This window comes from Ruegeria sp. YKSF57 (assembly GCF_059612585.1).
In genome coordinates this window covers 96,094-114,528 of sequence record NZ_JBXWQW010000001.1, presented here as the reverse complement: position 1 = coordinate 114,528, position 18,435 = coordinate 96,094, and the positions used below count along the sequence as shown (strand labels likewise).

20 protein-coding genes and 3 tRNA genes are annotated in these 18,435 nt (G+C 59.2%); 16 read left to right on the top strand and 7 right to left on the bottom strand.

Annotation, left to right across the window (positions count from 1 at the left end; genetic code table 11):
• Positions 1 to 65 precede the first annotated feature (65 nt).
• The 6 genes from parE (at position 66) to AC2FLX_RS00620 (ending at position 5,647) form a co-directional block, all read left to right on the top strand.
• Positions 66 to 2,024 carry a DNA topoisomerase IV subunit B gene (gene parE / locus AC2FLX_RS00645; protein WP_496748252.1) on the top strand — a complete coding sequence of 653 codons (1,959 nt, stop codon included), beginning with the start codon at positions 66 to 68 and terminating at the stop codon, positions 2,022 to 2,024.
• 16 nt (positions 2,025 to 2,040) lie between these two features.
• A complete protein-coding gene (locus tag AC2FLX_RS00640) occupies positions 2,041 to 2,643 on the top strand; it encodes a hypothetical protein (RefSeq protein WP_496809555.1) in 603 nt (200 codons plus the stop codon).
• A 243-nt stretch (positions 2,644 to 2,886) separates the two neighbouring features.
• Positions 2,887 to 3,360: a hypothetical protein gene (locus tag AC2FLX_RS00635; RefSeq protein ID WP_480749600.1), complete on the top strand. Its 474-nt coding sequence runs from the start codon at positions 2,887 to 2,889 to the stop codon at positions 3,358 to 3,360.
• Positions 3,361 to 3,684: 324 nt separating this feature from the next.
• On the top strand, positions 3,685 to 3,987 hold the full coding sequence (locus tag AC2FLX_RS00630) for a hypothetical protein (RefSeq protein WP_496748250.1): 303 nt from the start codon (positions 3,685 to 3,687) through the stop codon (positions 3,985 to 3,987).
• On the top strand, positions 3,984 to 4,628 hold the full coding sequence (locus tag AC2FLX_RS00625) for an alpha/beta hydrolase (RefSeq protein ID WP_496748249.1): 645 nt from the start codon (positions 3,984 to 3,986) through the stop codon (positions 4,626 to 4,628). Before AC2FLX_RS00630 ends, AC2FLX_RS00625 begins: the two co-directional genes overlap by 4 nt.
• 197 nt (positions 4,629 to 4,825) lie before the next feature.
• The gene (locus AC2FLX_RS00620; RefSeq protein ID WP_496748248.1) at positions 4,826 to 5,647 is read left to right on the top strand and encodes a hypothetical protein; all 822 of its coding nucleotides are present in this window, start codon (positions 4,826 to 4,828) and stop codon (positions 5,645 to 5,647) included.
• Here the strand turns inward: AC2FLX_RS00620 and AC2FLX_RS00615 are convergent.
• Positions 5,589 to 6,266 carry a TIGR04283 family arsenosugar biosynthesis glycosyltransferase gene (locus tag AC2FLX_RS00615; RefSeq protein ID WP_480749596.1) on the bottom strand — a complete coding sequence of 226 codons (678 nt, stop codon included), beginning with the start codon at positions 6,264 to 6,266 and terminating at the stop codon, positions 5,589 to 5,591. The two genes, AC2FLX_RS00620 and AC2FLX_RS00615, sit on opposite strands and share 59 nt — an antisense overlap.
• A gap of 72 nt (positions 6,267 to 6,338) precedes the next feature.
• On the opposite strand from AC2FLX_RS00615, the gene ygfZ reads away from it, so the two are divergent.
• Entirely contained in the window at positions 6,339 to 7,076 is a 738-nt protein-coding gene (gene ygfZ, locus AC2FLX_RS00610) for a CAF17-like 4Fe-4S cluster assembly/insertion protein YgfZ (RefSeq protein WP_480749595.1), read from the top strand.
• Between the two features lie 90 nt (positions 7,077 to 7,166).
• Complete coding sequence (locus AC2FLX_RS00605) at positions 7,167 to 8,090, top strand: ABC transporter transmembrane domain-containing protein (protein ID WP_496807048.1); 924 nt, start codon at positions 7,167 to 7,169, stop codon at positions 8,088 to 8,090.
• 62 nt (positions 8,091 to 8,152) lie between these two features.
• Here the strand turns inward: AC2FLX_RS00605 and efp are convergent, their stop codons facing one another.
• Positions 8,153 to 8,716: an elongation factor P gene (gene efp / locus AC2FLX_RS00600; RefSeq protein ID WP_480749593.1), complete on the bottom strand. Its 564-nt coding sequence runs from the start codon at positions 8,714 to 8,716 to the stop codon at positions 8,153 to 8,155.
• A gap of 219 nt (positions 8,717 to 8,935) precedes the next feature.
• Here efp and AC2FLX_RS00595 point away from each other — a divergent pair, with 219 nt between their 5' ends.
• Together AC2FLX_RS00595 and AC2FLX_RS00590 are read left to right on the top strand one after the other, a co-directional pair.
• On the top strand, positions 8,936 to 9,256 hold the full coding sequence (locus tag AC2FLX_RS00595; protein ID WP_480749592.1) for a DUF6280 family protein: 321 nt from the start codon (positions 8,936 to 8,938) through the stop codon (positions 9,254 to 9,256).
• Positions 9,257 to 9,428: 172 nt separating this feature from the next.
• Entirely contained in the window at positions 9,429 to 10,886 is a 1,458-nt protein-coding gene (locus AC2FLX_RS00590; protein WP_496809556.1) for a cobyric acid synthase, read from the top strand.
• Positions 10,887 to 10,892: 6 nt separating this feature from the next.
• Here AC2FLX_RS00590 and AC2FLX_RS00585 read toward each other — a convergent pair whose 3' ends face one another.
• The 3 genes from AC2FLX_RS00585 to AC2FLX_RS00575 form a co-directional block, all read right to left on the bottom strand.
• Positions 10,893 to 11,774, bottom strand: a complete 882-nt coding sequence (locus AC2FLX_RS00585; RefSeq protein WP_496809557.1) for a hypothetical protein — start codon at positions 11,772 to 11,774, stop codon at positions 10,893 to 10,895.
• A 74-nt stretch (positions 11,775 to 11,848) separates the two neighbouring features.
• A complete protein-coding gene (locus tag AC2FLX_RS00580) occupies positions 11,849 to 13,267 on the bottom strand; it encodes a TolC family outer membrane protein (RefSeq protein ID WP_496746283.1) in 1,419 nt (472 codons plus the stop codon).
• A gap of 96 nt (positions 13,268 to 13,363) precedes the next feature.
• Entirely contained in the window at positions 13,364 to 14,014 is a 651-nt protein-coding gene (locus tag AC2FLX_RS00575) for a protein-L-isoaspartate O-methyltransferase family protein (protein WP_480749588.1), read from the bottom strand.
• Between the two features lie 229 nt (positions 14,015 to 14,243).
• Here AC2FLX_RS00575 and AC2FLX_RS00570 point away from each other — a divergent pair.
• From AC2FLX_RS00570 to AC2FLX_RS00555, 4 genes are all read left to right on the top strand, one after another.
• Positions 14,244 to 14,317, top strand: a tRNA-Cys gene (locus AC2FLX_RS00570).
• Positions 14,318 to 14,547: 230 nt separating this feature from the next.
• Positions 14,548 to 14,622 (top strand) — tRNA-Gly (locus tag AC2FLX_RS00565).
• A 24-nt stretch (positions 14,623 to 14,646) separates the two neighbouring features.
• Positions 14,647 to 14,721: transfer RNA gene (locus tag AC2FLX_RS00560), tRNA-Gly, on the top strand.
• A 159-nt stretch (positions 14,722 to 14,880) separates the two neighbouring features.
• On the top strand, positions 14,881 to 16,233 hold the full coding sequence (locus tag AC2FLX_RS00555) for an aminotransferase (RefSeq protein ID WP_480751010.1): 1,353 nt from the start codon (positions 14,881 to 14,883) through the stop codon (positions 16,231 to 16,233).
• Positions 16,234 to 16,338: 105 nt separating this feature from the next.
• On the opposite strand, the gene AC2FLX_RS00550 is transcribed toward AC2FLX_RS00555, so the two are convergent.
• The gene (locus tag AC2FLX_RS00550; protein ID WP_480751011.1) at positions 16,339 to 16,578 is read right to left on the bottom strand and encodes an Lrp/AsnC ligand binding domain-containing protein; all 240 of its coding nucleotides are present in this window, start codon (positions 16,576 to 16,578) and stop codon (positions 16,339 to 16,341) included.
• Between the two features lie 160 nt (positions 16,579 to 16,738).
• Between AC2FLX_RS00550 and hisB the strand changes: the two genes are divergently transcribed.
• Entirely contained in the window at positions 16,739 to 17,326 is a 588-nt protein-coding gene (hisB, locus tag AC2FLX_RS00545; RefSeq protein WP_480751012.1) for an imidazoleglycerol-phosphate dehydratase HisB, read from the top strand.
• The gene (gene hisH, locus AC2FLX_RS00540; RefSeq protein WP_496809558.1) at positions 17,327 to 17,965 is read left to right on the top strand and encodes an imidazole glycerol phosphate synthase subunit HisH; all 639 of its coding nucleotides are present in this window, start codon (positions 17,327 to 17,329) and stop codon (positions 17,963 to 17,965) included.
• A 24-nt stretch (positions 17,966 to 17,989) separates the two neighbouring features.
• Here the strand turns inward: hisH and AC2FLX_RS00535 are convergent, their stop codons facing one another.
• On the bottom strand, positions 17,990 to 18,391 hold the full coding sequence (locus tag AC2FLX_RS00535) for a DUF2147 domain-containing protein (protein WP_480751015.1): 402 nt from the start codon (positions 18,389 to 18,391) through the stop codon (positions 17,990 to 17,992).
• Positions 18,392 to 18,435 lie beyond the last annotated feature (44 nt).

The window sequence follows — 18,435 nt, the reverse complement described above, 5'->3', positions numbered from 1 at the left end:
GCCCCTCTTCCAACCGACCACATCACCTGCCATAATGGGCCAAACCTGATAACAAGAGCAGCCCCATGCCCGAAGATCTGTTGAGCGCACCCGCCTCCACCACTTACGACGCCTCCTCCATCGAGGTGCTCGAAGGTCTGGAACCCGTCCGCAAACGCCCCGGCATGTATATCGGCGGCACCGACGAGCGCGCGCTGCATCACATGCTGGCCGAGATCCTCGACAACTCGATGGACGAGGCCGTGGCCGGCCACGCCAACCGGATCGAGGTCGAACTGCACGCCGATTTCGCGCTCACCGTGCGCGACAACGGCCGCGGCATCCCCATCGACCCGCACCCCAAGTTCCCCGGCAAATCCGCGCTCGAAGTGATCCTGTGCACCCTGCACGCGGGCGGCAAGTTCTCGGGCAAGGCCTACCAGACCTCGGGCGGCCTGCATGGCGTCGGCGCATCCGTGGTCAACGCGCTCTCCGATTCCATGGTCGTGCAGGTGGCCCGCGACAAGCAACTTTACGAACAGCGATTCTCGCGCGGCCTGCCGCTCGGCCCGGTGGAAAAGATCGGCGCCGCCCCCAACCGGCGCGGCACCACCGTCACCTTCCATGCCGACGAGGAAATCTTTGGCCACCACCGCTTCAAACCGGCCCGCCTGTTCAAGTCGATCCGCTCCAAGGCCTATCTCTTCTCGGGCGTCGAAATTCGCTGGAAATCCGCCATCGACGACGGCGAAACCCCGCTCGAAGCCACGTTCCACTTCCCCGGCGGCCTCAGCGATTACCTCAAGGAGACGATGAACGGTTCCTCCACCTATGCCGATCAGCCCTTTGCCGGCACCGTCGATTTCAACGAGAAATTCGGCACCCCCGGCAAGGTCGAATGGGCGATCAACTGGACGCCCTCGCGCGACGGCTTCATTCAGTCCTACTGCAACACCGTCCCCACCCCCGAGGGCGGCACCCACGAATCCGGCTTCTGGGCCGCGATCGTCAAGGGCATCAAGGCCTATGGCGAGCTGATCAACAACAAGAAAGCGGGCCAGATCACCCGCGATGACCTGACCACCGGCGGCTGCGCGCTGGTCTCGTGTTTCATCCGCGAACCCGAATTCGTCGGCCAGACCAAGGACCGCCTCGCCACGGTCGAGGCACAGCGGCTGGTCGAAAACTCGGTCCGCGACCATTTCGACAACTGGCTCGCCGCCGACACCAAATCCGCCGGCGCCATCCTCGACTTCCTGATCCTGCGCGCCGAGGAACGCCTGCGCCGCCGTCAGGAAAAGGAAACCGCCCGCAAGTCGGCCACCAAGAAACTGCGCCTGCCCGGCAAGCTGGTCGATTGCTCCGCCACCAGCCGCGACGGCACCGAGCTGTTCATCGTCGAGGGCGATTCGGCGGGCGGCTCGGCCAAGATGGCCCGCGACCGCAAAACCCAGGCCCTGCTACCCCTGCGCGGCAAGATCCTCAACGTGTTGGGCGCGGCCTCCTCGAAACTGGGCACCAATGCCGAAATCAGCGACCTGACACAGGCGCTGGGCGTCGGGCTTGGCAGCAAGTTCAACATCGACGACCTGCGTTATGACAAGATCATCATCATGACCGACGCCGATGTCGACGGCGCGCATATCGCCGCGCTCCTGATGACCTTCTTCTTCACCCAGATGCGCCCGATGATCGACGCGGGCCACCTCTACCTCGCCTGCCCGCCGCTCTACCGCCTGACGCAAGGCGCCCACCGGGTCTATTGCCTGGACGAACCCGAACGCGACGCATGGCTGGAAAAAGGTCTGGGCGGCAGGGGCAAGATCGACGTCAGCCGCTTCAAGGGTCTGGGCGAGATGGACGCCAAGGACCTCAAAGAGACCACGATGGACCCGAAATCGCGCAAACTGATCCGGGTCACCATCGACGAGGACGAACCCGGCGAAACCGGCGACCTGGTCGAACGCCTGATGGGCAAAAAACCCGAACTGCGGTTCCAGTACATCCAGGAGAACGCCCGGTTCGTGGAGGAATTGGATGTTTGAGGGTATTTAATCAAAAATGAAAACTCTGGGACAGATTATTGTTGCAGTATTGATTTTTGCCATATTGGCGCTAGCCGGGTATATTATTTATCAATTAGTTGTAATTGCGCAGGCGGTCTTTCAGGGTGCGAAGACGCTTGAACCTACGATATATGTCCCACTATCAGTAACACTATTCACTGCGTTTCTAGGCCTCGTAGTAACTCTTTACTCGCAAAATATTGCTCGGAAAAGAGAAATTGAAGCAGCTCACCGCGAACGAAAGATTAAAATCTACCTCCAATTTCTCGAATTGATCGAAAAACTAATGATTTCGAATAATCCTGATTTATCAACTTCAGAGAACGATGATGAACAAAAAATTCAAAAGAACTTAGCACTCGAATTAGTAAAGATACGTACGCAGGCCATCCTTTGGGCATCACCCGGAGTGATTAAGGCGATGGGATCAATCGGGAAACACCCCAATCCGAAAGAAAATATGATGATCATAGAGAAACTACAGAGGGAAATGAGGAAAGATATTGGCCTTTCGAATTTCGCGCTCGAAAAAGACTTTTTCTTGAAGATCTATCTAAAAAGTGAAGAGGAATATCGGATATTTCGAAAAATGCTCTAACGGCAAGAGTAGGATGAGTACTCACGCCCATCACCTCAATCACCTCGCTATCGAAAGATGGGTGTAGGCACCCATCCTACCCCCCACAACGTTGACAATCCCCAAGGTGCGGTCGGATACTGCATCACCAGTGCCACATTTTTTCCGAAGACGTCACATTCCCGTCGTCGTGATCAAATTCGGATGTTTCCAAAACTCAGCAGATTTTTTGGTTGGGGATCAGAGCACTGCAAAGGGGGAAAAATGGCAACCGACCGCAGATTCGCGCCTGCTCCAATAATAGCATTGGTATTCGCCACTATGGCTTTGTTTCTCGCCTCAGCGGCAGAAAGTGAAGAATTCACCTCCATTTCCCATCCCCCAAGCGGCAAAGGCCTTGTTTACATATATAAACCAAAGACTTATGGAAAAAGCATATATGGAATTTATATTGACGGAGAATTGGTCACCAAGTTGCGACGAAACACGCATTACATCCACGTTGCCGACCCGGGGAAAACTCAAATTGTTGGTGTCAAAAAAGCAAGAATAGGAGAGCTGCTGCCGGTACTGCTGGGATTGGAGCCTGACATTAAAATTAGCGTAAACATACAACCCAATCAGATTTACTTTGTCGAGAATACCGGGGCTCTGAAAGTTCGCTTTGAACTTGTTCCAAGAGAACAAGCATTGCCGAGGTTACAGAAAACAAGAAGACTTCCGAAAATTGACGGCTAAGGGCGCTGCCAATTCGGAAACCGTGTCACCAGAGAAACCGAAGCAAGCTATAGGATGGATGCCCCATCCCCTCAATCACCTCACGATCCGAAAATGGATGCAAACACCCCTCCTGCCCGCGCGCCGCAATCCAACTATACTCACGCGTTGAAACCCGCCGCCGCGATCCGCCATTCCCCGTCCGGCTGACGGCGCAGCCTCCCGAAAACGTTATCCGACGAGATGGATTTTGACCCCAATCGCGCGTGACATCCCGCCCTGCAGGGATAATGACGGGTTGGCCCATCCGGGCATGATACATTTTCATCAACGACACTCAGGACAATGAAAAACAAACACATTTTGATCGGGCTGGCCCTTGCCGGTCTCGCAGCCTGCACCACCCCCGAAGAAATCGCCGCCGACTACCGGGCACGAGACTGTATATCGCTCGGGCAGGAACGCGCGGTTCTGCAATCCCAGCTGCGCGGCGCAGAAACGGATCTGGCGATCAGCACAACCGCCGCGATCCTGACAGGCGACGACGATATTCTTCTCGACAGCGATATCGACGCCATAACGGTCGACGAGATCGAAGAGCGTCTGGATATCCTCCGACGGGTTCAGGCCGAGAAAGGCTGTGCATGATCAACCTGAGATACATCAAACCGGCGCTGGCCGCGGCCAGCCTGCTTCTTGCCGGTTGCGGATATCCGCAAACCGAATTCACCGCCCGCGACCATCAGCTTGTCATGACCGGGGTCATTGACGACACCACCGTTGACAGCCTGCGTCAGGCCCGCGCGGGCAGCCCGCAGGCAGATACCATATCGCTGCTTTTTGTTCCCGGGTCGGCCGATGACGAGAACTCGCTGAATCAGCTCACCAGCTACGTCCGGTCCGAGGGCTTCAAGACGGTGGTACCGGCGAATGGTCTGGTCGCCTCGGGCGGCACCGACATGGCGCTGATGGGCCGACACCGGGTGATCGAATCCGGCGCCTGTGTCGGGGTGCACTCCTGGGCTGCGGGTTTTTTTGGCCTGGCTGTCGACACCGGCGCGGACCTGCCACGCGACGCCCCCGAACATCAGCTCTATCTGAACTTCTATCGCAAGATCGGCATTCCTGAATCGTTCTACTGGTACACTCTGACAGTGGCGGGACCCGACAATGTCCACTGGATGTCGCCCGAAGAAATCAACCGCTTCAGACTGAGCGATGTTCCCGTTCCTGCCAGCCCGGAAAGCCCGGCCCAACGGGCGGAACGGTGTTTCAACCGCCTGCCCTGATCAAGCGCCGAATGCCGGTGCCCGTCTGCTGGCACCCCCTCCGGGCCGGGCTTGGGTCCGCCCGGAGATCACCGAAATAACCTGTACATTTCGCACAACACCCCCCTGAAAACCTGTACAATTCGCTCAATTCGCGCCGCTCCTACATCTTCGTGAGGACCGTTGCGAAAACCCGCGCAGGTCGTAAACTCCGCCGCATTATGTTCATAACCGACAACCAGTTGCCCCTGCTGATCCTGTTCTTTCTGATCGGATCGGTCGGCACCGCGTTCTTCTTTCGCAAACCCGCCGGTCACAGGGCGTGGAAACTGGCCGATCTGGTCTGGGTCGTTCTGGGCGGCATCGGTGCCCTGGTTGCTGTTCTGGCAGGGCTTTATACCACCGACAGCTCGCGCCTGGACCGTCAGATCGACGTGGCCTTTGCCGCCACGCAAGCCTTTGACCGCGACGCCGCCCGGTTCCGGCTGCGCTTTTGCGATCCGGCCTATGATGTTGATATTGCTACATTATGCGACAAGGTCGAGTTCCTCTCGGCCTCCACCGCCAGCAATGCCGAACTGCCCCTGTTCATCGAAGTCACCAACGAGGTCGCCCCCCTGCAGGGTCTGCATTTCCTCTTTGGCGGCAAGGCCAAGGATGAGATGGACGAGATGCACGACATGGTGGCGCAGGCCGATGCGTTCAACATCGATCAGTTTCTCGTCTTCACCACACTGGACGAACCGACCCAGACGGCGATTGACAATCTGCGCCGAAAAGTCCCTGCAATTGCAGGGGATTACACGATACTGGCACAAAGTTATGACGACCTGATCGAACAGGTCGGCAAGCTGCGGGACGAATGGCAATACCTGCAGGACAACGCCCATATCCTGATCCTGCAGATCGTCGCGCTCTGCCTCGTCAGCTTCGCCGCACCGTTTCGACTTGGCAAATCGCTGGTCGAACTGCGCCGCAGTCTCAGCGCCGATACTCCCGCGCCAGCCGTTCAGGATCCGCCCCCAGACAATAGCGCGTGAACGTCCACAGGTTGCGCGCGCCCCGCCGGAACCATCCGGCCCGCTGGTACTTTTCCGCACTGGTCGTCGCCCGCACCGGCAGCATTCTGACACGCGGCAAGGCCCGGATCATCGCCACATCCTCCATCAGCGGCTGGTCGGGAAACCCGCCCGCCTTGGTGTAGTCCACGCGCGTCACCAGCAGGCCCTGATCACCATAGGGCAACCCGAAAACGCGGCTGCGCAGGTTGGCCCATCCGGCCACCCAATTCGGGCGTAACCCTTTGGCATGAAATGATAAAAAGAATGTCGCAGGCGCCCGCGACATGTGCATATGTGCGGCCACGGCCTCGCTCCACCCCGGTTCCAGAACCGTATCGGCATGCAGCACCAACAGCCGGTCCCCCTGCGCCATGTCACACCCGCGCCGCAGCTGGCCACCGCGCGACGGCGGCCCGGTTACGATCACCGCTCCGGCCGCTTCGGCGATCTGCAGCGTGGCATCTTCCGAGCCTCCGTCGCTGACGATCAGTTCGCGGATCAACCCGGCCTGCAACCCTTCGAACAACGCCGCCAACGTATCCGGCAGGCTGGCCGCCGCGTTCAGAGTCGGGATCACGATGCTGATCGGGGCTGGCACGTCCGTCACCTCTGGTCATGGTCACGGGTTCTCCTATATCAACGGCCCAGACGATTGACGAGGACTTGCACCATGCCCACCCGCCGAATCCTGCGCCTCACCGGAAAAGATATCGAATCCTTTCTGCAGGGCCTGATCACCAATGATATCGCGCGGCTGAAGGATGGCCTGGTCTATGCCGCCCTGCTGACCCCTCAGGGCAAGTATCTGGCCGATTTCTTTCTGGCCCGCGACGGTGACGGCATCCTGCTGGACGTGGCCGAGGAACTAGCCGACGGCCTGATCAAACGGCTCAGCATGTACAAGCTGCGCGCCGATGTGACAATCGCCGACAGCGGCCTGCACCTGCAACGCGGCACAGGTACAAAACCCACCGGAGCCCTGACAGACCCCCGCCACCCGGACATGGGCTGGCGCGCCTATACAAACATGCCGGAAGGCGACGACGGCACCGATTGGAACTCGATCCGGGTAGCACATTGCATTCCCGAAACCGGCATCGAACTGACCCCTGACTGTTATATTCTAGAAGCGGGTTTCGAATTTCTGAACGGCGTGGATTTCAAAAAGGGCTGTTATGTCGGCCAGGAAGTCACTGCACGCATGAAGCACAAGACCGAGTTGCGCAAAGGGTTGAAAATCGTCGAAATCGATGGTGACGCGCCGGTTGGGACTGACATCACCGCCGACGGGAAATCGGTCGGCACGTTGTTTACCCGCGCCGGCAGCAAGGCCATTGCCTACCTGCGCCTGAACCGGGCGCAGGGTGAAATGATTGCCGGCACCGCTCAAGTCCGCCTGCCCGCCTGAACACCGCGCCAGAACACATCGCAAAACTCGGTTTGAACTCCACCTCCTCCCGCGCCAAACTCCGTTTACAAACCGGATAGGGGCGCACTCATGTTTCAACTCTACTCCGCCATCTGGCGCGTCAGTTCAGGCCGCCAGATCGTGTTGATTATCCTGTCCATCGCGATTGCCGCGCTGGCGGCGGTGCCGCTCGAATTTCAGCGCGACATTGTCAACCACCTGACCTCGGGCCAGATCGACAAGGAACAGCTTGTCCTGCTCGGCCTGGGGATGATGGGGGTCATCCTTGTGAGCCTTGTTCTGAAATGGTTGATGGGATTTCGATCCGGCATATTGGGCGAAGACATCATTCGCCTGATCCGACAAAGGCTGCTTGGGCGCGCGTCCGAAGTGGAAGAACAGGATCAACAGGTGCGCAAGGGCACTCTGGCCACCGCAATCTCGGCAGAGGCCGAAGAACTGGGCAAGTTTGCAGGCGGCGCGTTTTCAGACCCGGTCGTACAGGTCGGTACGCTGATCAGTGTGATCGGCTATATCTCGTCAACTCAACCCGGCTTGGGCCTGATCGCCCTGTCGATGATCCTTCCGCAGGTCGTGATCGTTCTGATTTCGCAGCGCAAGGTCAACAAATTTGTCGCCGAGCGTGTCCGCATCCTGCGGGCGGCGACCGATCAATTGACGGCGCGGGATATCGAGGATGCAGTTCAGGCGGTCACCGACCGTTTTGACGCGATTTATGATACGCGCCGCCAGATGTTCCTGTGGAAGCTGTCGGCCAAATTCCTGCTCAGTACCATCAATGGTGCCGGAACGGTGGGGGTTCTGATGCTTGGCGGATGGCTGGTGCTGAATGGCAAGACCGACGTCGGCACGGTTGTTGCCGCAACAAGCGGTCTGACGCGTATTCAGGGCCCGACCGCATTCCTGATCGCCTTTTATCGTCAGGTCAGCGCCAACCGGATCAAGTATGAACTGATTCTGGAAATCTTCGAAGGTCAGGCCGTACGGCGATAAAAAATGCCCGCCACATTCAGCTTTGGCGGGCACTCAAAAATCCCGGATCACATGACGTTACGTTATGCGCGCTCGGAATATTCCATGGTCTCGGTATTCACGACGATCATTTCGTCCTGCCCGACAAACGGCGGCACCATCACCTTGACGCCGTTGTCGAGGATCGCCGGCTTGAACGAATTCGCCGCCGTCTGTCCTTTGACCACCGGCTCGGTTTCCACGATCTTGCAGGTGACTTTCTGCGGCAGCGTGGCGTTCAGCGCTTCGCTTTCATAAAACTCGACGACGATGGTCATGCCGTCCTGCAGGAAAGGGCGGCGCTCGCCCAGTAGATCCGCAGGCAATTCGATCTGTTCATAGGTTTCGGCATCCATGAACACCAGCATCCCATCGCTTTCATACAGAAATTGCTGATCTTTCTGCTCCAGCCGGACCCGCTCGACCTTGTCCGCCGACCGAAAGCGCTCGTTCAGTTTCGAACCGTTGCGCAGGTTGCGCATCTCGACCTGGGCAAAGGCCCCGCCCTTGCCCGGCTTCACATGATCCACCTTGACCGCGGCCCAAAGTCCGCCGTTATGCTCCAGCACGTTGCCGGGGCGGATTTCGTTCCCATTGATCTTGGGCATTACATATTTCCTTCACACATGGTTGATGCGCCGTTCGGCGACCCTATATCTGGCGGGACCGGACCTGGCAAGACAACGACACCTAGTGCTGCAGTTGCAGCGAGCCATGCAGTTTACGCAACGCAACTATGCATATTAGGTGTATCCGAATCACGCTTCATCGGTCATAAGGAACGCCACGCCGAAAATTGCAAGAGCAAGAACAACAAGGAAGACGAGATGAGAGATTTCGTTGACGGCACCGCCTTTAACAACGAGCAGGGCAACCGTGCTCGGAAATTGTTTGCGGCTGTCGTACTGGCCGCACTGGATGATGCCATCGCCGACGACAAGAAATATGGCAATGGCCCGGAACAGATCGCCCGCTGGGCCCGTTCACGCGACGGGCGCGAAGTGCTGACCTGTGCCGGGATCGACCCGAACGAACGCGTTGTAAGCGGCCTGATGGAATTCGTAGGCCGCGGCATCCGCACATCGGTTGCGTTGTCGCGCGAGGAAAGCGAACGTCGAAACGCAGCTATGCAGGCCGAAGCGGCGTAAAACTGAATTCGCCCATTCAAAAGCGCGCCCGGTTGGCGGCGCGCTTTTTTTGTCGCCGCAGTTTCCTGCGTCATGTCCCGATATGTCGGTTTTGCCGCCATTTAAGTGCTGTCCGGGCCTTTTCCCCGGCCACAATTTCGGGTGATGTGCTGTCGCAAGAAGGAGGCACCGCATGGTTCGCGCCATCATGATTCAGGGCACCGGCAGTAATGTCGGAAAATCGATGCTCGTGGCTGGACTGGCCCGCGCCTTTACCCGGCGCGGTCTCAGGGTGGCTCCGTTCAAGCCGCAGAACATGTCCAACAACGCCGCTGTCACTGCAAACGGTGGCGAGATCGGGCGCGCGCAAGCATTGCAAGCACGAGCAGCCAAACGCGCCACACATACGGATATGAATCCAATCCTGCTGAAACCCGAAACTGACACCGGGGCGCAAATCATCGTTCATGGCAGACGTGCCGGAACGATGAAGGCAGGTGATTACCGCAAAGATAAATCTAAACTTCTCGGCGCCGCATTGGAAAGCTTCGATCGGCTATGTTCCGACGCTGATCTCGTGCTGATCGAAGGCGCAGGCAGTCCTGCCGAAACCAACCTGCGCAAAGGCGACATCGCCAACATGGGGTTTGCCTGCGCCGCAGGCGTGCCCGTGGTGCTGGTCGGTGACATCCATCGAGGCGGCGTCATCGCACAGATCGTCGGCACTCAGGCAGTTCTGACCCCCGAAGATCTGTCGATGATCCGGGGGTTTGCCATCAACCGTTTCAAGGGCGATGTGTCGCTCTTTGACGAGGGCCGCGATGACATCGCCAACCGCACCGGCTGGCCCTGTCTGGGGGTTGTTCCGTGGTTCAACGATGCCTGGAAACTGCCCGCCGAGGACATGATGGATATCCGCTCTCACACCGGTGGTACCTGCAAAATCGTGGTGCCACAGCTTGAACGGATGGCGAATTTCGACGATCTCGACCCGTTGTCGGCGGAACCGGATGTCAGCGTCGAAATCATTCCCGCCGGACGCCCCCTGCCCGGCGATGCCGATCTGGTACTGCTGCCTGGCAGCAAGTCGACCATCGGGGATCTGGCCTATTTCCGGACGCAAGGCTGGGATATCGACCTTTATGCCCACGTGCGGCGCGGCGGTCACGTTCTGGGACTTTGCGGCGGATATCAGATGCTGGGCAAAAGCATCGACGACCCCGACGGCATCGAAGGGTTCAAAGGCCGGGTCGAGGGGCTGGGCTTGCTGGATGTCCACACCGTAATGGTCGGAGACAAGCAAGTGACATTGACCGAGGCAGTGGCCCTGCCACACCGCGAACCCGTCAACGGATACGAGATCCACATCGGGCGCACCCAAGGCCCCGACTGCGCCCGCGCATGGTTGGACATCAATGGCCGTCCCGAAGGCGCCACCAACCCCGACGGGCGCATACGCGGCAGCTATCTGCACGGCCTGTTTTCATCCGATCCGTTCCGCGCCAGCTTTCTGGCCGGTTTGGGCGTGCAGTCGCAAAACGGTTACGAAGACGGTGTCGAGGAAACGCTGGAAATGCTCGCCGACCATCTGGAGCGGCACATGGACCTTGATCAATTGCTGAATCTGGCCGAAGAACCCAAACGCAGGTAAAGAGTGCTACTCCAGATCCTGGGAATCCAGAGCCCTGTGTATTTCCCTGCGCACCAGCTTGCGCACGTTGCGTGTAATCCGCTCGCCCAGCGGACCCTGAAGCTCTTCGCGGACAATATCCACCACTAGCTGACGCAAGGCTTCTTCGTCGATCACGGCCTCTGCCGCCTGCGCATAGTCCGCATCCAGCATGTCTTCGTCATCATAGTCATAGAAATCGTCATCCAGAGCGCCGTCGGCGACTTTGGCGGCAGGTCGATACTCCTCGTCAGTCACGGGCTCATTCTCCAGAACATAGGGGACGGGTCTGGCTGGCTCTGGCGGTTCCTCGACACTGCCACTTTCGCTCAGAGACAGGCGATCGTCCTCGTCCCACTCCATCGTCCCGGTCCGGGTTCCGGCATAAGCGTCCGTGCCTTCTCCGTCAGGCTCCCACTGGTCGTCGGTCTGCGCAATTGCGGCCTCCAGCGCCTCGATCTTGGCGCTGAGGCTGATCGCCGGTTCCACCCGTATCACCCCATCGTCAAAGCCTGGCTTCCCGATTGCTTTTTCCTCAGGAGTTGCCGCTACAGGCGAAGGTTCAGGCTGCGAACGGCTTTCAAACGATTGATGCGCCGAATTTCCGGAACCGGTGTCGTGCTGCCGGGTTGCCGCATGGTCGGCCGAATCCGCAACCTGCTGCGCTCGCCCCAACACCAGAGGTGCACGGGCGATTTTCCTGCCTTCAGAGGTGTCGGCAATACGCAATGCTGGCGTCAGCAAAAGCCGTCCGGGCTTTCTGCGCGCCTTCTGCGCAGGCACGTTCTGGTCCTCGTCCTGCTCACGAACAAGACGGCGGATCGACGACAGAACGTCCTCAGCTTCGGCTTTTGTCACGGGATCCGACATTCTCTGACAACACTCCTACCCTATGGGTTGAGTTTAGCGAACTTGCGGTCGCGCCACAACGGATGCGCCCACGCCTATTTCCTTCCAAGCGCGTTCAGGACGCGATCCAAGTCCCGGCTCTGCTTGCTGATCTGCGCAGGAGCTTTCTTGACGAGGTTATAATATAGCGTTGGATCATAGATCTGAACAGCCAGCCCCAATTGCTCGGCAGTGAGCAGGCCTTGGGCTTGCAACAACTGGTATGACGCCCCCGCCCTTTCAGTTCGCGCCGCAACTTGCGCCAGTTGCGCATCCAGCAAATCCTGTTCAGCAGTCAGAACGTCCAGAGTTGTGCGCGCACCAAGTGTCGCCTCTTCGCGAATTCCGTCAAAAGCGACCTGTGCAGCGCGAACGCGTTCGTTCGATGCAGTAAGGCTGGCGCCCGCAGTCTGATACCGGGCATATGCGTCGCTGACATCCTGCGTAACGTCTTTCTGCACATTCAACAGGTTCGCACGCGATGCATCGCGCTGTGCCATGGCCCGGCGAACGTTGGCGGCAATCCGACCGCCCGCATAGATCCTTTGCCGGAACTGAAACCGAACAACGGCATCGCCGCTGTAATCATCGTCGCCGAAATTCTCGACGATGCCTGCGTCAGCCTCAAAATTGACGGTTGGCCCCAAACCTGCACGTTGCTCTTGCACCGCAAGATCCAACGCCCGCACCTGATGCTGCGCTGACAGAATGGCCGGGTGGTTCCGCGCCGCCAGATTGGTCGCACTGCTCAGTGAACTCGGGAGCCTGGCAAGCGGGGGCTGACCCGCCGTGCGCCCCGGCTCCTTGCCAACAACGTTAACATATTCGGCACGCGCAGTCGTCAACGCGCCTTCGGCGTCGGCAAGGTTTGCCCGCGCGTTCGCCAGGCGGGATTCGGAAAGCGCCACATCGGTCCGCGTGACTTCGCCGACCTCGAACCGGTCCTGGGACGCCCGCAATTCTTCACCCAGCAGCCGAACGTTGTTCTGCCGGATGGCAACCGTCTCTTCCCGGAGCAATACGTCAAGATATGCCCTGACAGCACTGAGCAGTACACCCTGTTCGATACCGACAAGGCTTTGCCGCGTGGCAAGAACCGTTTCCTGCGCGGATTGCTTGTTCAGAACCGAGGCCCCGCCATCATAGACCAGCTGCCGCAACTCCAATCCGGTGAAAAAATCATTCCGATCGTTGCTTGCCGACACACCGTTGGTCTGGTTCTGATTGGTGGTGCTCCTGATCCGCGCCGTCCAGTCGATGATTGGCCGCAGTGCGGAAAGCGCAATCGCCACATCTTCATCGGCGACGCGCAACAATGCGCGGTTCTGCTCCAGCAGACCGCTGGTGTTATATGCCCCGATCATCGCGTCAGTAAGGTTATCCGCGATACCCGCGCGCGGCGAAATAGCCGCAATCGAAACGCCCATCGTCAGAACAAGCGCTTTTGCAAGCTTGCGCCCTGTCGCTCTGTGCATTCTAGTGCCCCTTATTTGTAAATCAGCCTTGCCTCTGCGCCAGTTTGGGCGTGATTCCACGTGGTTGCAAGAAGGAGCTGAAATCAAATTTCGAGACTATAGCACAAATGCCCTTTCTTTCTCGAAACCAGCCAGCACCGGCGCGCTTGCATTGAAGGCATTTCGCCAGTTGACCCGGCCATTCACCTTGTGTCCAACGCGCACGGTCCCCAGATTGCCATCCATGAACACGCAGGCAATGCGCCCGTGGTCCTTCAGCTGATCCAACAGCGCTTCCGGGACGTCTTCGACACCGCCCTGAACCATGATCACGTCATACGGGCCGTGTTCGGCGGCACCCTCGACCAACGGACCCTGATGCACGACCGCATTGTCGGCCCCGGCTTCGACCAGCGCCGACTGCGCCTCTTCGGCCAGCCCGTCCTCTTCGACCGCAACGACCAGCTGCGCCATACGCGCGGCCACCGCCGTCGAATATCCCAGCCCCGGAGCAATATCGAGAACGGCTTCGTCTTTCGAAATATTCAGAAAATCCAACATCTTCGCCAGGGTGCGTGGCTCAAGCAGGTGTCGCCCGCCCCCCAGGTCGATCAGATCTCCGGCATAGGCCGCCTCGCGCTGTGCATCCGGCACAAACTTTTCCCGCTCGACCCTCAGCATCGCGTCGATGATGGGAAACTTGGTCACGTCGGAAGGCCGGACCTGAGTGTCGACCATGGTGCGGCGGCGGTCTGCGAAGTTGGTCATCTGATTGCTCGTAATTTCCTTTGGCTTACGGGCTTTTGCCACATCCCGCGGGTTGCGGCAATGTCCCTTTGGCCGCACGCGCCTCATTCCGGCGATTTGTCCCGCCCCGTGCATCCCAAAGAATTTTCAACGCAACCGCCACTTTCGCTTCTCGTCCCACTGGACGTCCTCGCTGAAAGCTGCTAGAACGCCGAGCACACCACTACAAGTGTTTGAAAACACTTACAAAGGCGAGTTGGCGGAGTGGTGACGCAGCGGATTGCAAATCCGTGTACACCGGTTCGATTCCGGTACTCGCCTCCATCCTCCCAAGTATCGGTCCTTGTTACGCGGCATTGGATGCTTCACTTTGCTCCCGCTGGTTATCCGGTAAGCCCTTCATCCTTCGTCGGAACCTGCCATTCGGTGCGGCCCGGCCGCTCCTCCGGGTAACCCGCATGTCTCTCTCCTGTCCGACACTTTTTTTCTGTCATATGCGTTTTTCCTCTTGCAGCTTCCGGTCAGAATTTATACTTCACGCCTCACTCAACGGGGCGGGCGTAGCTCAGGGGTAGAGCATAACCTTGCCAAGGTTAGGGTCGGGCGTTCGAATCGCCTCGCCCGCTCCAACGAGGAACCGAGAGTATCTGATTGCGGGCGTAGCTCAGGGGTAGAGCATAACCTTGCCAAGGTTAGGGTCGGGCGTTCGAATCGCCTCGCCCGCTCCAGATACGCAAAGAGGCCGCCCACGGGGCGGCTTTTTGCGTTTTGGCGGGCAATTCTGTCGCGGCGGAAATTTGATCAAAAATTTTGACGCGGGCCGCCAGACAAGGCAAAGCTTGGCGCAGCTGAATCGCCGCCACGCGGCAAACCAAAGGTATCTCGCCATGGCCCCTGTCATTTATCCCACCACAAACCTTGCCGCCACCGAACAGCTGGTGCTGGATCGCGGCAAGGGCATCTATGTCTACGACACCGCCGGCAAGGAGTATATCGAGGGCCTGGCCGGTCTGTGGTGCACCTCGCTGGGCTATGACAATGCCGAGGTGATCCAGGCAATCACCGATCAGCTGAACCGGCTGCCCTTTTCCCACACCTTTGGCGGCAAGACCCATGAACCGGTCATGCAGCTTGCCGAAAAGCTCAAGGCGATGGTGCCGGTCGAGGATGCCTATTTCTTTTTCGGCAATTCCGGCTCGGACGCCAACGACACCCACTACAAGATGCTGCGCTATTACTTCAACGCCATCGGCAAGCCGGAAAAGCGCAAGATCATCACACGTGAGCGCGGCTATCACGGGGTTACCGTCGCCGCCGGTTCGATGACGTCGCTGCCCGCCAACCTTGCGCATTTCGACGCTCCCGTCGAGGCGCTGCACATCCTGCGCTCGGACGCGCCGCATTATTACACCGGGCGTCAGGGCAACGAGACCGAGGCGCAGTTCGTCGACCGTATCATCGACAACCTGGAACAACAGATCCTGGCCGAAGGCGCCGACACCATCGCGGCAATGATTGTCGAACCGATCACCGGCGCCTCGGGTGTGATCGTGCCGCCCGAAGGCTATTACGAAAAGCTTCAGGCGCTGCTGCGCAAGCACGGCATTCTGATCTGGGCCGACGAGGTCATTTGCGGCTTTGGCCGCACGGGCGCCGATTTCGGCTGCACCACCATGGGGATCAAACCCGACCTGATGACCTTTGCCAAGCAGCTCAGCTCGGCCTATTTCCCGATCTCCGCGTCGGTCATTCCGGGCTGGATGTACGAAAAGATGGTGGCACCTTCGGCGGCGGTCGGCGTGTTCGGCCATGGCTATACCTATTCCGGGCATCCGGTGGCCTGCGCGGCGGCGCTCAAGACACTCGAAATCTACGAGCGCGACAAGATCTTCGACCATGCCGCCGACGTGGGCGCTTACTTGCAGGACCAGTTGCGCGCGATCTTCACCGATCACCCGCTGGTGGGCGAAGTGCGCGGCAAGGGGTTGATCGCGGCGCTGGAACTGGTGTCGAACAAGACCACCGGCGCAACCATAGACAAGGGCGCAGGCGGGGCCACCGTGCAGCGGCTGGCGCAGGAAAACGGTTTGCTGATCCGCGCCGTTGCAGGCAATGCCGCCGCCCTCTGCCCGCCATTGATCATCACCAGGACCGAAGTGGACGAGATGCTGCGCCGCCTCAAAACGGCCGTTGATGCCGCTTATGCCGAATTGAAGGACAAAGGGTTGCTTGCCGCCTGAGCGCCACGATCCCCTGATTGGGATTGCGGCACCCGCCTCGCCGCCTTGGTGGCGAGGCGCTGTTTTCCGCGACCAAAAGCCGTTGAACCGCCAGCCGAACCGGGTTCAGAACGCCTTGAAGGTCATCGTCGTCAACGACCGTTCGATGCCCGGAATCACCAGCAGGTGTTCGTTGATGTAATGACCCACATCCTGACCTTCCGGGATATAAAGCTTCATCAGAAGATCGTATTCGCCACTGGTGGAATAAAGCTCGGAGTGAATCTCGCGCAGGGCGATGTCTTCGGCCACTTTATAGGTGGTTCCGGGCTTGCAGCGGATCTGGATGAAAACACAGGTGGTCATGGCAGGGCCTATTTCTTGATTTTGCAACAGGCTGGCATGGGGGCGAACCGGGTGCAATCCCCTGTTTTTCGCGCAACACATCGCCGCGCCCGGTCGATGCGGGCTGGAAATCGAACCGGTGTCCCGCCTATAAGCGCGCGGTAGCAAAAGGAATACGCCCATGCGTCGCGCCACGATCAGCCGGAAGACCGCCGAGACCGACATAACGGTCGAGATCAATCTCGACGGGACCGGAGCCTATGACAACCAGACCGGCGTCGGCTTTTTCGATCACATGCTGGATCAGCTGTCGCGCCACTCGCTCATCGACATGACAATTCGCGCCAGCGGTGACTATCACATCGACGACCACCACACGGTCGAAGATACGGGCATCGCGTTGGGTCAGGCCCTGACCGCTGCCTTGGGCGACAAGAAAGGCATCCGCCGCTATGGCGAATGCCATCTTCCGATGGACGACGCGCAGGTGCGCTGTGCGCTGGACCTGTCGGGGCGGCCCTTTCTGGTCTGGAATGTCGATCTGCCGACGCAAAAGATCGGCAGCTTCGACACCGAACTGGTGCGCGAATTCTTTCAGGCCCTCAGCACCCATGGCGGCATCACGCTGCACGTCGATCAGTTGCACGGGCTGAACAGCCACCACATCGCCGAGGCCGCCTTCAAGGCCGTCGCCCGCGCCCTGCGCATGGGCGTCGAGACCGACCCGCGCAAGGCCGACGCGATCCCCTCCACCAAGGGCGCGCTGTAGATGCTGACCGCCATCATCGACTACGAGTCGGGCAACCTGCATTCCGCCGAAAAGGCATTTCAGCGCATGGCGCGCGAGATGGGCGGCGGTCAGGTCGTAGTGACCTCCGAAGCCGAAGTCGTCGCCCGCGCCGACCGGCTGGTGCTGCCCGGCGACGGCGCCTTTCCCGCCTGCGCCGCCGAGTTGCGCGGTCACAAGGGCATCTATGACGCCATGATCGAAGCGGTCGAGAAGAAAGGCCGCCCATTTCTGGGCATCTGCGTCGGCATGCAACTGATGGCGACCAAGGGCCACGAATATGAGGAAACGCCGGGGTTGGGATGGGTCGCCGGGGATGTCGTCAGGATCGAGCCCGCCGACAAGTCGCTCAAGGTTCCGCACATGGGCTGGAACGATCTGGTGATCGAGCACGACCACCCGGTCTTTGCCGGCGTGACCTCGGGCGATCATACCTATTTCGTGCATTCCTATCAGTTCCACGTCGACGACCCGGCGCAGCGGCTGGCCCATGTCGACTATGGCGGCCCGGTCACGGCCGTGATCGGCCGCGACACCATGGTGGGCATGCAGTTTCACCCCGAGAAAAGTCAGGATGTGGGCCTGCGCATGATCAGAAATTTCCTGACCTGGGCCCCTTAGGGAACACAGGTCAGGCCAGCAGGATCATTCGATCCTGGTCCAGGTCTGCCCCCGGCAGATCAGCCCGCCTGCGACGCAGCCCTTGACCGTCAGGTCATTGCCTTCAAGAGTCATTTTCGAGTTATACGTCTTGTCCCGGTCCGGCGCCCAGATCTTGCCGCCGCCATAACTGCCGTCGCCATCCGCAACCATGTCCCAGATGATCTGTTTGCCCAGATTCTCATAGTCCAGTTCCTCATTGCCGTCGGCATCGAACGCATTGTCGATGGTCCCGCAAACAGCGCTGCCGCAGGGGCCGATCGTGACATGCAGATACCCGCCGGAATCCCCCGGCTGGGTCTTCCACAGACCGTCTACCGGGTCGTCCGCCCATGCGCCGGTTGCCAAAACGGCAAGGCCCGCCGCCGCGATTGCAAATTTCATCATTCAAACCTCCGTGTTTTGCCCTCAGTCTCGCCTGCCCGCCCCAA